The organism is Polaromonas sp. (assembly GCF_029945925.1).
In the GTDB taxonomy this organism is placed as follows: domain Bacteria; phylum Pseudomonadota; class Gammaproteobacteria; order Burkholderiales; family Burkholderiaceae_C; genus Polaromonas.
Genome location: NZ_JAQSDN010000048.1, coordinates 95160 through 107246, shown reverse-complemented (window position 1 = coordinate 107246; position 12087 = coordinate 95160). Strand labels below are relative to the sequence as shown.

Genomic DNA, 12087 nt, shown 5'->3' with positions numbered 1-12087 from the left:
CCGTTGCCGTTTTACCCAAGCTCCGCCATCAAACGATCCGCCAGGGCCACACCATGAAACATCCCTTCCAGCTGAAAAATGTCGCCCTGCTGATGGTGCTGGCGGTCGCCTGGCCGCTGCAGGTCCAGGCGCTGGCCGGGATCGCCCAGTTCACTGCCGGTGAAGTCAACGTCCGGCAGGCGGATGGGCGGATCACTGCCCTTGCGAAAGGCGGGAACATAGACAGCGGCCATGCCATCGTCACCGGGGGTGATGGCCGGGCCCAGGTCCGGTTCACCGACGGTGGCCTGGTTTCACTGCAACCGAACACGGAGTTCAGGATCGCCAGCTATGTCGACCAGAACAACCCCAGGGAAGACCGCTTCCTCGTTGACCTGCTGCGTGGCAGCATGCGCGCCATCACCGGCCTGATCGGCAAACGCAACCGCGACAACTACAAACTCACCACCACCACGGCCACCATCGGTATCCGCGGCTCGGGCTTCAAGGTCGGTTATAACCCGGACGGTTCACTGGGCATCACCAGCGAACTCGACAAAATCGAGGTCTGCAACCAGAGCGGCTGTATCGGCCTGGTGGCAGGCGAGTCGGTCAAGGTTCTCGACAACGTGACGCCGCCGGTGCGTACCAGCGAACAGCCCAAGGTCGCGACACCCGACACCCGGAAGGAGCCTGTCGTGGCGGGTGACAAGGTGGACGACGCCGGCAAAGCAAAAATTGTCACGGAGAAGGCGGCAACGACAACGACCACGACCACGACCACGACCACCACCAATACCACCACCACGCAGCCCGTAGAGCGCACCTTCACGGACATCAAGGTCGCCACAGTCGGCGTCAACAGTGGCTCGCCGCACACCCTGTCGACCGGCGCCGGAGCCACGACCGTTTTCAGCGACAACAAGCTGCTCAAGCTGCAGGACACCTCGGCCAACACGCCGAAGTGGTCGGAAGCCGGCACAGCGCAGCCGGTGACCAGTTTCAAGTCTGTCGGCAATGTGAGCGACGCCAACTTTATCGGCTGGGGAATGTGGACCACCGGTCAGAAAGAAGATCCGAGCGTCCTCTCGCTGGCTAACGTGCACTACGTCGCAGGACGGCCCACGGCACAGGCAGAACTTTCATCCCTGTTCTACACCGGCGTTGCCAACTACACGCTGTTGGGCAACACGGCCCCCACGCAAAACGGTGTTGCCGGCACGCTCAACAGCGCGACCTTCTCGGTCAATTTCCAGACGGGTTATGCCATCACGGTGGCCATCAACACCTCGTTCGGCAACTTCACGGACTCGGCATCCGGCAGCACGCCGTCTTTCAATGGCACCTATATCCAGGGCATGTTCGTCGGCACCAATGCAGCCTATGCGGGCCTGACCTATGCCAGGAACCCCGGCGCCGGCATGATCACCGGCGCTGTGGTTTTCAAGAAATAGCCGCGGTCCGGTCGCAGGCGACCGCGACGGCGTGCCTGCACCTGCTCGAGGCCGTTGAAACAGCCGAAGTGCTACATTTTTCATAGCTTATGGCGCACGCACCATCAGCGCCAGCACCACTTTTTGCATCAAAAAGCGCGCCCCGGGCTGTCAGGCTGCGCCCATCAGGTCCCTGATCTGCTGCAGCGCCGCCGGGTCGTCCATGGTGGTCAGGTCGCCTGCGTCGCGCCCCTCACACACAGCCTGGATCGCGCGCCGCAGCAGCTTGCCGCTGCGGGTTTTCGGCAGCACCGACACAAAACGCACACGTGAGGGCCGCGCCAGCGCGCCCAGGTCCTGGTCCACGCGCTTCATGATCTCGCCTTCGAGCTTGAGCGCGGCACCGCTGTCCGTCAGCACGCCGCTGTCCTTGGGCACCACAAACGCCATGGCCACCTGCCCCTTGAGGCTGTCAGCCACACCGACCACCGCCACCTCCGCTGCACCGGCATGGCCGGAAATGCTTTCCTCGATCTCGCGCGTGCCCAGGCGGTGTCCCGCCACGTTGATCACGTCGTCGGTGCGGCCCAGGATGAAGTAGTAACCGTCCTCGTCGCGTATGCCCCAGTCGAAGGTGCTGTAGACCATCTTGCCGGGCACGCTTTTCCAGTAGGTATTGACGAAACGGGCATCGTCTTTCCAGATGGTCTGCATGAAGCCCGGTGGTGTCGGGCCCTCCAGAACAACGACGCCCTTTTCGTTCGGCTGTGTCAGCTCTTCCCCGGTCGATTCATGCAGCAGCTTGACGTTGTAGCCGTACATCGGAATGCCTGGACTGCCGAACTTGCTGGCCTTTTTCTCGACCGCGTTGGCAATCGTCAGAATCGGCCAGCCGCTTTCGGTCTGCCAGTAGTTGTCGATGATGGGTACCTGCAGGCCTTCGCTGATCCAGCGCGCGGTCGGCTCGTCCAGCGGCTCGCCGGCCAGGAACAAGGCACGCAGGCTGGACAGGTCGTATTTCTTGAGCAGCGCCGGGTCCTGCTTCTTTAAAACGCGCACCGCTGTCGGCGCACTGAACATGGCCGTGACCTTGTACTTCTCGACCAGGCGCCACCAGATGCCGCCGTCGGGCTGCTTGTCCAGGCCCTGCGTCGGCAGGCCCTCGTACATCAGCGTCGCCATGCCGGCAATCAGCGGGCCGTAGATGATGTAGCTGTGGCCGACGACCCAGCCAATGTCGCTGGTCGAAAAATAGGTTTCGCCCGGCCGGCCGTCGAAAATGTGTTTCATGCTGGCGGCCAGCGCTACCGCATAACCACCGGTATCCCGCTGCACGCCCTTGGGCTTGCCCGTGGTGCCACTGGTGTAAATCGTGTAGCTGATGTCGGTGGAGTTCATCCACTCGCAAGGCACCTGATCGTCCAGGTGCCTGGCACGCAGATCCGACCACAACTGGTCACGTCCAGCCACCAGCTCCATGGGCGAAAGCCCGCGGTCCACCAGCAGCACCGCCTCGGGCTTGTGGCTGGACAGGCGGATCGCCTCGTCAAGCAGCGGCTTGTAGGGAACAATCTTGCCGCCGCGCGAACCCGCATCGGCACTGACGATGACCTTGGGCGTCGCATCCTCGATCCGCGAGGCGAGCGAGCCGCTGGCAAACCCGCCGAATACCACGCAGTGGATGGCGCCTATGCGCGCGCAGGCCAGCATCGCAAACGCGGCCTCGGCAATCATGGGCATGTAGATCAGCACGCGGTCACCCTTTTGCACACCGAGCGCCTTGAGGCTGGCCGCCATGCGCTGCACTTCGCCGTGGAGCTCGGCAAAGCTGTAGATTTTTTCGATGCCGGTTTCGGTCGACACGTAAATCAGCGCCGCCTGGCTGGCCCGGTCTTTCAGGTGCCGGTCCACCGCGTTGTGGCACAGATTGGTGGTACCGCCTTCAAACCAGTGGACAAACGGCGGCTTGTCGTAATTGCAGACACGCGTGAAAGGCTGCTGCCAGTCAATCAGTCGGGCCTGCTCGGCCCAGAAGGCGTCGGGCTGGTCTATCGACTGGTGGTAAAAATCGGCGTAACTTGTCATGCGTTGTCTCCAGTTTTTTGTTCTACGGTTCAGATTTTGACCACGATGCGGCCGCGAACCTTGCCCGCCATCAAGTCGGCGGCTTTTTCAACCACACGGCTCAACGGCACCTCTTCCACGATGGCTTCGAGTTTGGCCGGGTCCAGGTCCGTTGCCAGTCTGTCCCAGGCCTGCTGGCGGCGCACCAGCGGAGCCATCACGCTGTCAATGCCAGCCAGCGTCACCCCCCGCAGGATGAAAGGCATCACCGTGACCGGAAAGTCCGCCCCTTGGGCCAGCCCGCAGGCCGCCACGACGCCGCCGTAACGCGTTTGCGCGCAGGCATTGGCCAGCGTGTGCGATCCCACTGCGTCCACCACCCCAGCCCAGCGTTCCTTTTGCAGCGGCTTGCCCGGTGCAGCCAGCTCGGCCCGGTCCATCACGGCGCCCGCGCCCAGCTGTTTCAGATAACTCTCCTCACTGGCCTTGCCCGTGGCAGCCACCACGCGGTAACCGAGCTTGCCCAGCAGCGCCACCGCCACGCTGCCGACGCCGCCGGTGGCACCCGTGACCAGCACCTCGCCGTCGCCGGGCTTCAGGCCATGTTTTTCCAGCGCCAGCACACACAGCATGGCCGTGTAACCCGCCGTGCCAATGGCCATCGCCTGCCGCGTGGTGAAGGCGGCCGGCAACCTGACCAGCCAGTCGCCCTGCAGGCGGGCCCGCTCGGCCATCAGGCCCCAGCGCGTCTCGCCCAGGCCCCAGCCGTTGTGGATGAAGGGGTCGCCGGTTTTCCAGCCCGCGTGGCTGGATTCGAGCACCGTGCCCGCACCGTCAATGCCCGCCACCATGGGCCAACTGCGCACCACCGGACCGGTGTTGGTGATGGCCAGCCCATCCTTGTAGTTGAGGGTCGAATACTCGACCTGCACCAGCACATCGCCGACGGGCAGCTCGGCTTCATCGAGGGAAACAAGCGCGGCTGAAAAGCCGGCGTCGGACTTGTTGAGTTGCAGGGCTTTGAACAAGGCTGTCTCCGGTTATTTCAAAACTGAATTCATAATTATTTATAACAGACTTGCATGGGGCTGACAGGGTCTTACAGGACAGTCCGATGACGCCGTCGGTACACCGGAAATGGCCAGCTCCGATAAAAAGCGGGTCCCCGACCACGGCCAGAACAGCAAGGTGCCCTTTGCCGTGGAGAGGCCCATGCCATGGAGCCCGCAACCCTTGGGGCAGACAGGGCCCCTTCGATGACGTTAGAACTCCAGCGCGCCGGCGATCGCCTTGATGCCGGCCTGAGCGCATACCTCATCGACTTCGCCGCCAGGGGCGCCGGAGACACCGATGGCGCCATAAATGGAGCCGCCGCCCTCGATCAGAAGACCACCGCCCACCGCGAGCATGCGCGGCACGCCGCGAATGCCGCTCATGGGCCTGCCCGCCTGGGTTTCCGCCGCCAGCGCCAGGGTGGAGGTGCGGAAACTGACGGCGGTCCACGCCTTGCTCGTGGCAACGTCCACGGTGTGGGGACCCGCGAAACGGTCACGCAGAAAGACCTGGGTCAGGCCGGCACGGTCAACCACGGCAACGCCGACCTGGTAGCCCTGCTTGCGGCAAGCCTCCATGGCGGCGCTGGCCGCGACAAGCGCCGTTTCCGGCGTGAGCGACTTGGTCTGAAACGTTGCCTGTTGTGCAAAGGTGAGACCGGTCAGCCCGAAGAGTACAGGGGCCAGAAGGGTTGAAGTACGCATGGATGTATCTCCTACAGATCGCTGGGTTGACGAATAGACGGAACTTCCATAGGCCTGGCGAGCCGCGCGTGAGAGTTCCAGCTTTTCATCCCCCACGCCGGAAGGACACGTCCACCGCCATCTTAGCGGCCGGAGCCGATTTGGCCAAAGCCGCTTCACCAGCCCCGCCACGACCCTGAACGCTGGCGGCTCCGCCGCCAGGAGTCAGCGTGTCACTTGTGCGCGATGGGCTTGTCCGTAAAGAGATAGTCTTTCATCTCACTGGAAAACTTCGGATCCTTCCTGCGGATCCACTCGAGCACCATGGCCGCATGTTCCTTTTCCTCGTCACGGTTGTGCTGGAGGATGGCCTTGAGGTCGGGGTCCTTGCAGGCATCGGCGCGCTGGTTGTACCAGTCCACCGCTTCCAGCTCTTCCATGAGCGAGACGATGGCGCGATGCATGTCCCGGGTTTCGTCGGACAGTTCGTTGACGGGTTCGTGGTAACCAACACTGGACATGGCGTTTCTCCTGTTGCTATGACTTCTTATAGCAGACCCCGGCCAACGGATGGCGGTCAGGGGTCTCGTTCGGCAGCTTCGCCGGGTGGGTTACGGCGCGCCCTACTTCACCAGCGCCAACACGTCCCTGAACGCCGGATGGTCCGCGGTGCGCAGCCACTCGAAGGCCACCATCTCGGTCGTCACCAGTTCGGCGCCGGCGCCGGCCAGGCGGTCGAAGGCGGCATCGCGGTTGCGTTCGGTGCGCGAGCTGCAGGCGTCGGTGACGACCCAGACCTCGAACTCTTCTTCCAGCAGGCCCAGCGCGGTCTGCAGCAGACACACGTGCGCCTCGCAGCCGGCCATCACAATGACGCCCCGCCCTTCTTCTTCCGCCGGCGCGGCTTTCTGCAGGTGTTTGGGCAGGCTGCGGGCATTGCCTCCCGCGGGGGCCTTGCGCGCGGGTGGCCGCAGCCACTCGGCCAGGCCATCGTCCACGGCGTTGAAATGCATCTTGTCCAGCGTCCGGCCGCCGGCCGCCGCGATGGCAGCGCTGACCCCGGGCACGTTGGGGCCCAGCTTGTCGGGCGTCTGCGCCGTGCCCCACACCGGCACGGCCAACAAGCTGGCCATGCCCGCCAGGCGCAGCGCATTGGCGAGCACAAGCTCACCTTCAAAAATGGCGGGCATCAGGCGGACCTGGTAGTCCACCAGAACCAGTTGGGAGTCATCGGCATCAAGCAACATGTTTATTCCTGAAAGTTTTTGTTCAAAGATGGCTTCCGGCAAACACGGCAAGAGCAGCAAGGCCTCTTCGCCGCAAGCCGGGGAATGTCAGGGCGTCGGCGGTTGTATCGGCAGTTGCGCAAACTTGAGCAGGCGCGTCGCCAGCAGGGTCTCGGCCAGGAAACACAGCAGCGCGAGCAGGAAAAAGAATACGCCGGAGAGAAAACACACGGTGGCGATCTTGAGCGCCGGCAGGTCGCTGGTTTCGCCCAGAAACAGCACCACAATCGTCACCCCGATCAGAATCGCGCAAAAGGTCAGCAGGGCCAGGCAGCCGTTGACCAGCCAGCCGCGGTGCCTGAGTTCGCCCAGTTCCGCATACATCCTCACGGCCCGGGCTTCCTCCACGCCACCACTTTCCAGCCGGTTTTCCAGAAAACGCGCACGGTCGATGATGCGGGCGAGGCGGCCGGCCACGGCGGCGATCATGCCGGAAACGGCCGTGAGCAGGAACACGGGAGCCACAGCGAGCTGTATGCCGTGGGTGACCGTCGCGAGGTCGGGGGCAAAATTCATCCGGGGCTCCATCGGCGTCAGGGGGACCGCCGTATTTTGTCATGCAAAAGGCGAAGCACCCGCAACTGCAACGCCGGGGGCGCAGCCTTCCTACGGCAAACTGTCGCCACTGTCTGACAGGCAGCGCGGGCGGCGCAGGCCACACTGGGCACTCAGCCGCTGCACTGCCACCCTCCCGCGAACCAAGGAAACCCCATGCTGCCCAACCGAGAGGGACAACATGTCCCCAACGTCACCTTCAAGACCCGCCGGAACAACCAGTGGGTGGACGTGTCCTCCGCCGAACTGTTCGACGGAAAAACCGTGGTCCTGTTTGCCCTGCCCGGCGCCTACACCCCGACCTGCTCCACCAGCCACCTGCCCGGCTTCAACATGCTGGCGCCGGTGTTCAAGGCCCATGGCGTGGATGACGTGATCTGCCTGTCGGTCAACGACGCCTTTGTCATGAATGAATGGGCCGCCGCGCAGGAGGCCGACCAGTTGACGCTGCTGCCCGACGGCAATGGCCAGTTCTCCGAAGGCATGGGCATGCTGGTCGACAAGACCAACCTGGGCTTCGGCAAGCGTTCCTGGCGTTATTCCATGCTGGTGAAAAACGGCGTGATCGAAAAAATGTTCATCGAACCCGAGAAGGACGGCGACCCCTTTGAGGTGTCCGATGCCGAAACCCTTCTGCGTTACCTCACCCCCGGCACGCCGCCGCCGGCGCCGGTCACGATGTTCACCAAACCGGGTTGCCAGTTCTGCGCCCAGGCCAGGGGCCTGCTGGAAAAAGCCGGCATGCCTTTCGAGGAAATTGCCCTCGGTCAAGGCATCACCTCGCGCAGCCTGCAGGCCGTGGCCGGCGCCAGCACCACGCCGCAGGTGTTCATCGGCGGACAGAAGATAGGCGGCCATGACGCCCTGCAAGCCTGGCTTGCCGACCAAAGTGCGGCCGGCAAGCCTGCCGCGCAGGCGCGGCCCTGAACCGCCCCGTTGCCGCCAGGTCCTCCAGACCGAAACGCACGCGCAGGCCCGATGATAGGATGCGCGAGTTGCCCCCCGACCTGAGTGAAGTGTGATGACCCCACCTGATGTTCCCCTGACAAGCGCCTCTCCCACCCCGGACCTGCTGCGCGAGGAGGCTGCCCGCTATGCACTGCTACGCCGCATCGCGCCCGCCATCCGTCACCACATGGCCGGCACACTGCAGCCCATCGGCATGATTGCCGCCATTCTCGACCGGCGGCTGCAGGCCGAGGCACCCGACCTGGCCGTGCTGCGCGACAACAGCAAGTCGATCAGCACGCTGTCGCGCTCTGCATCCACCGCCAGCATGAACCTGATCACCTGGGTCGTCCCCAAGGAAAACGGCAGCATCGCGCTGGAAGCCGGCATCGAGGAAGCGCTGGGCATGCTGGCGACCGATCTGGCCTTTCGCGGCTTCACGGTCGCCAATCAGGTCAACGCGCCCGATGTGATCACCTCTGTTTTTGCGCTGCGCACCGTGTTCACCGCCTGCCTGATTGCGCTGACCGACGTGGCGCAGGCCCCCGCCAGCGTGGTGCTCAGCAGCGAACCCGCCGGTGACCAGACCCGGGTGTGCATCACGGTCACCCGCACCGAGGGCACAGCGGCGACGGACGAGGGACGCGGCTACCGCGCCCTGGGCTGGGACGATGTGCAGGCCCTGGCGGACGCCGAGCAGATCAGCATCCACTACAGCGCGGCACACGCCGACATGCTGTTCAGCGGGATCGAGCAGACGCTTGTGATCATCTGAAGAAGGCCTCATTTGCTCTTTTTTTAATAGCTGCCAACGCCCAGTACATAAGGGCTGGAAGCCATTTTCAGCCTTGAATCCTGAAAAGGCAGCTGGCCGGCAGGCCAGTCTGATCGCATGGACGACCGCATTGGCGCCCGCAATGGTTATGCTTGGAGGGAGAGAACCTGGTCCGCACGGCCAGCCGTCATCTTCACCAAGCCCTGCTCCAGCCCTCCCGTCCCCACCCTGCTCCCTGGCTTCATGAACAAAAGCGGCATTCTTCTTCACATCGCCGGCCTGTGGCTGCTCTCGGCCCTCGACGCCTCCGGAAAATGGCTGGTCATGGCCGGCGTGTCGGTCCTGATGGTCGCCTGGATGCGTTATGCCGTGCATACCGCGCTGATGACGGCCGTGGTGCTGCCCTCGCGCGGCAGGGCCATCTTCCAGACCAAGTCGCTGCCGCGCCAGCTGGTCCGCGGCCTCCTGATGATCGCCACCACCGTGCTGTTTTTTTCGGTGCTGGGCCGCCTGCCGCTGGCCGAGGCCACGGCCATCAACTTCATGGCCCCCCTGTTCCTGATGATGATGGCGCCGTGGCTGCTGCACGAGGCGCACCGGCTGCACCGCTGGCTGGGCGTGCTGGCCGGTTTTGCCGGCATGCTGATCGTGGTGCGGCCCGGTGCGCAGCTGGACCCGATCGGTGTGGCGCTGGGCCTGGCCACGGCCCTGGCCTTTGCGTTTTTCCAGATCGCCACCCGCCGCGTGGCTCACGACGATCCGCTGACGACCAACTATTACGGCGGCCTGTTCGGCACCATCGCCCTGACACTGGCTCTGCCCTGGTTCTGGACCACACCCGACTTGTCCTTCTGGGAGTGGGTGCTGCTGGTGTCCACCGGTCTCACCGGCTTTCTCGGTCACTGGCTGCAGATTGCCGCCTTCCGCCACAGCCCGGCCACCCTGCTGGCGCCCTTCAGCTACCTGCAAATTGTGGCCGCTGCCACGCTGGGCTGGCTGGTGTTTGGCCAGGCCCCGGGCCGAACCACGGCGCTGGGCATCGCGCTGATCTGCCTGGCCGGCCTGGGCGTGGCGCTGACCGAGGCACGCCTGGCCTGGGTCCGCTCCCGCGCGCTGCGCGAGGCCCGCTGACGCGTCAGGCCTGAAACAGCGGCAGGTCTGCTTTTTTCAGCGTGCGCAGCACGAAGCTGGACTTGCTGTGGCGTACGCCCTTGATCTTGTAGAGGCGCTCGCGCAGCAGGTAGTCGTAGTCGCCCGAGACCAGGTAGACCTCGATCACCTCGGGAATTTTCGCCAGCGTTTCGCCGAATTTTTCCAGCGTGTTGTCCGAGTGGCTGGCCAGCATGATCTGCACCAGCACCATGTCGCTGAGCCGCTGCCGTCTTCCCGGCTTGAGACTCAAGCAAACTTGCGCAGCGCATCAAGCGCCAGCCCGGCGCCAATGCTGCCGAACAGATCCCCCTCGACGCGGCGCGCCTGCGGCAGCAGCGCCGCGATGCGGGCCCGCAGCAGCGGCACGCTGCTCGAACCGCCGGTAAAAAACACCGTATCCACCGCGTCGGCCGGCACGCCGGCATCACGCAACAGGCCGGTCACGCTGCGCTGCACCGCGCCGACCAGTTCCCCGATGGCGGTGTCGAAATCCGCGCGCTGCAATACCAGCGTTTCGCCGGGGGCGATGCGGCCCAGGTCCATGGACGTGCGGGGCGCGTCCGACAGCGCGATCTTGGCTTCCTCCACCTGCATCGCCAGCCAGTGCCCGGCGCGTTCGCTCACCAGGCGCTGCAGGCGCGCGAGTTTGTCTTTCTCCTGCGCCTCGCGGTGCAGTTCGCCGATCTGCGACCACGCCTGCCGGGTGTAGGCGAAGTTGATGGTGTGCCAGGTCGCCAGGTTGAAATAAATCGACGACGGCATCTGCAGGCCATTCCCGAGCCGGCTGCCCAGGCCCAGCATCGGCATCACGCTGGCCAGGCTCAGGACCTTGTCGAAGTCGGTGCCGCCTATGTGCACGCCGCTGCTGGCCAGGATGTCGCTCCGCCGGTCGGCCCGGCCCGCGCGTTCGGGCGCCAGACGCACCAATGCAAAGTCCGAGGTGCCGCCGCCGATGTCGACCACCAGCACCAGCTCTTCGCGCGTGACCTGCGACTCGTAGTCGAAGGCCGCGGCAATCGGTTCGTACTGGAAGGCGATGTCGCGCAGGCCCACGCCGCGCGCGATCTCCGCCAGCGTGTTTTCCGCCTGCCGGTCGGCCGCCGCGTCGCCGTCGACAAAAAACACCGGCCGCCCGAGCACGGCGCGGCTGAAGTCACGGCCGGCCGCGTGTTCAGCGCGGCGCTTGAGTTCGCCGATGAACTGCGCCAGCAGCGCGCGAAACGGCAGCGCGCGGCCGGCGACTTCGGTCTGCTCGTCAATCAGCGAGGTGCCGAGCAGGCTTTTGAGCGAGCGCATCAGCCGCCCTTCGTCGCCCGCCAGGTAGTCGGCCAGCGCCGCGCGGCCGTAACTGGTGCGCCCGTCCTCTGCATGAAAAAACACGACCGATGGCAGGGTGGGCTTGCCGTCCTCCAGCGGCAGCAGGACCACCTGCCCCGGGGCGGCGCCGCCGCAGCCCGCGGTGGAGTTGGAGGTCCCGAAGTCGATGCCGCAGGCATCGATCCACGCGGGAGAAGCGCCCGCCATCAGGGCTTGGGAAAGCCGCTGTCGGCCCAGGCCGTGGCGCTGGCGCGGCTCAGCTTGAAGGCCGGCGACACGCGCACCTGCGCGAGTTGTTCGCCGGCCTCGTCTCGCGCGGCCAGCACGGCGTAGGGGTTGTCTTCATCGGGCACGATGTCCAGCGACACGGTGATACGCGCGCCGCGCGAGTCCACTTCCAGGCGCTGGTGCAGCGTGGCATGCAGCTGCTGCTCATGCCTGCGCACAAACTCCGACGCGGTCTTGACCAGGGTGCTGAAGGCCGGGCCGTCGAGTGGCTTGGGGTTTTTCTTGTCGCGCCCCATGGTCCAGGGGCCCACCAGCGCGGGCTCGGGTTCGCCATCCTTGATCATGGCCACCGCCCAGCCGTCGTCGTCTTCGTTCTTGAGCACGCGGGCCGTCCAACCGTCGCCGCACCACAGGCGCGGCTGCTGGACAGGGGTGTCGGGATCGGGACGATGGTCGGAGGAGGAAGGGTCGGACGGGAGGCTGGCGGTATCGGTCACAGGGGGTCGTTTCAATCAAAAAAAGAGCGCTGCGGTGCGCTGTCTGCAGGCGTCCATTTTACCGCCTGCATCCCGCGGCCCGGCCCCGCGCCGGCCGGCTGTTCTGCCTTGCAGAAT

At 64.9% G+C, this 12087-nt stretch carries 12 protein-coding genes and 1 pseudogene; 4 read left to right on the top strand and 9 right to left on the bottom strand.

The genetic code is table 11. The features are described 5' to 3' along the window. The first annotated feature begins 53 nt into the window (after positions 1–53). On the top strand, positions 54–1433 hold the full coding sequence (locus PSV40_RS16910) for a FecR family protein (RefSeq protein ID WP_300539959.1): 1380 nt from the start codon (positions 54–56) through the stop codon (positions 1431–1433). Positions 1434–1583: 150 nt separating this feature from the next. On the opposite strand, the gene PSV40_RS16905 is transcribed toward PSV40_RS16910, so the two are convergent. From PSV40_RS16905 to PSV40_RS16880, 6 genes are all read right to left on the bottom strand, one after another. Further along, complete coding sequence (locus PSV40_RS16905; protein ID WP_300540077.1) at positions 1584–3530, bottom strand: propionate--CoA ligase; 1947 nt, start codon at positions 3528–3530, stop codon at positions 1584–1586. Then, on the bottom strand, positions 3527–4504 hold the full coding sequence (locus tag PSV40_RS16900) for an MDR family oxidoreductase (protein ID WP_300539957.1): 978 nt from the start codon (positions 4502–4504) through the stop codon (positions 3527–3529). The genes PSV40_RS16905 and PSV40_RS16900 overlap by 4 nt, the downstream gene beginning before the upstream one ends. Positions 4505–4738: 234 nt before the next feature. After that, positions 4739–5233: a heme-binding protein gene (locus PSV40_RS16895; protein WP_300539955.1), complete on the bottom strand. Its 495-nt coding sequence runs from the start codon at positions 5231–5233 to the stop codon at positions 4739–4741. Positions 5234–5445: 212 nt separating this feature from the next. Next, a complete protein-coding gene (locus PSV40_RS16890) occupies positions 5446–5733 on the bottom strand; it encodes a ferritin-like domain-containing protein (protein WP_293592198.1) in 288 nt (95 codons plus the stop codon). Positions 5734–5835: 102 nt separating this feature from the next. Then, positions 5836–6459, bottom strand: a complete 624-nt coding sequence (locus PSV40_RS16885; RefSeq protein ID WP_300539953.1) for an isochorismatase family protein — start codon at positions 6457–6459, stop codon at positions 5836–5838. Between the two features lie 87 nt (positions 6460–6546). Next, positions 6547–7014, bottom strand: a complete 468-nt coding sequence (locus tag PSV40_RS16880) for a DUF2721 domain-containing protein (protein WP_300539952.1) — start codon at positions 7012–7014, stop codon at positions 6547–6549. 195 nt (positions 7015–7209) lie between these two features. Between PSV40_RS16880 and PSV40_RS16875 the strand changes: the two genes are divergently transcribed. The 3 genes from PSV40_RS16875 (at position 7210) to PSV40_RS16865 (ending at position 9907) form a co-directional block, all read left to right on the top strand. Continuing rightward, complete coding sequence (locus PSV40_RS16875) at positions 7210–7980, top strand: glutathione peroxidase (protein ID WP_300539950.1); 771 nt, start codon at positions 7210–7212, stop codon at positions 7978–7980. A gap of 94 nt (positions 7981–8074) precedes the next feature. Then, complete coding sequence (locus PSV40_RS16870; protein WP_300539948.1) at positions 8075–8776, top strand: hypothetical protein; 702 nt, start codon at positions 8075–8077, stop codon at positions 8774–8776. Positions 8777–9019: 243 nt separating this feature from the next. Continuing rightward, positions 9020–9907: a DMT family transporter gene (locus tag PSV40_RS16865; protein WP_300539947.1), complete on the top strand. Its 888-nt coding sequence runs from the start codon at positions 9020–9022 to the stop codon at positions 9905–9907. Positions 9908–9911: 4 nt separating this feature from the next. On the opposite strand, the pseudogene PSV40_RS16860 reads toward PSV40_RS16865, so the two are convergent. From PSV40_RS16860 to PSV40_RS16850, 3 genes and pseudogenes are all read right to left on the bottom strand, one after another. Then, positions 9912–10148, bottom strand: a pseudogene (locus PSV40_RS16860) (Lrp/AsnC ligand binding domain-containing protein); the annotation flags it as partial. 26 nt (positions 10149–10174) lie between these two features. Further along, complete coding sequence (locus PSV40_RS16855) at positions 10175–11452, bottom strand: Hsp70 family protein (RefSeq protein ID WP_300539945.1); 1278 nt, start codon at positions 11450–11452, stop codon at positions 10175–10177. After that, on the bottom strand, positions 11452–11886 hold the full coding sequence (locus tag PSV40_RS16850) for a hypothetical protein (RefSeq protein WP_300540076.1): 435 nt from the start codon (positions 11884–11886) through the stop codon (positions 11452–11454). Before PSV40_RS16850 ends, PSV40_RS16855 begins: the two co-directional genes overlap by 1 nt. Positions 11887–12087 lie beyond the last annotated feature (201 nt).

Bases quoted from the DNA above. Each gene is read 5' to 3' on its own strand.
- PSV40_RS16910 (WP_300539959.1), top strand. From the start codon at position 54: ATGAAACATCCCTTCCAGCTGAAAAATGTCGCCCTGCTGATGGTGCTG.
- PSV40_RS16895 (WP_300539955.1), bottom strand. From the start codon at position 5,233: ATGCGTACTTCAACCCTTCTGGCCCCTGTACTCTTCGGGCTGACCGGT.
- PSV40_RS16890 (WP_293592198.1), bottom strand. From the start codon at position 5,733: ATGTCCAGTGTTGGTTACCACGAACCCGTCAACGAACTGTCCGACGAA.
- PSV40_RS16885 (WP_300539953.1), bottom strand. From the start codon at position 6,459: ATGTTGCTTGATGCCGATGACTCCCAACTGGTTCTGGTGGACTACCAG.
- PSV40_RS16880 (WP_300539952.1), bottom strand. From the start codon at position 7,014: ATGAATTTTGCCCCCGACCTCGCGACGGTCACCCACGGCATACAGCTC.
- PSV40_RS16875 (WP_300539950.1), top strand. From the start codon at position 7,210: ATGCTGCCCAACCGAGAGGGACAACATGTCCCCAACGTCACCTTCAAG.
- PSV40_RS16870 (WP_300539948.1), top strand. From the start codon at position 8,075: ATGACCCCACCTGATGTTCCCCTGACAAGCGCCTCTCCCACCCCGGAC.
- PSV40_RS16865 (WP_300539947.1), top strand. From the start codon at position 9,020: ATGAACAAAAGCGGCATTCTTCTTCACATCGCCGGCCTGTGGCTGCTC.
- PSV40_RS16855 (WP_300539945.1), bottom strand. From the start codon at position 11,452: ATGGCGGGCGCTTCTCCCGCGTGGATCGATGCCTGCGGCATCGACTTC.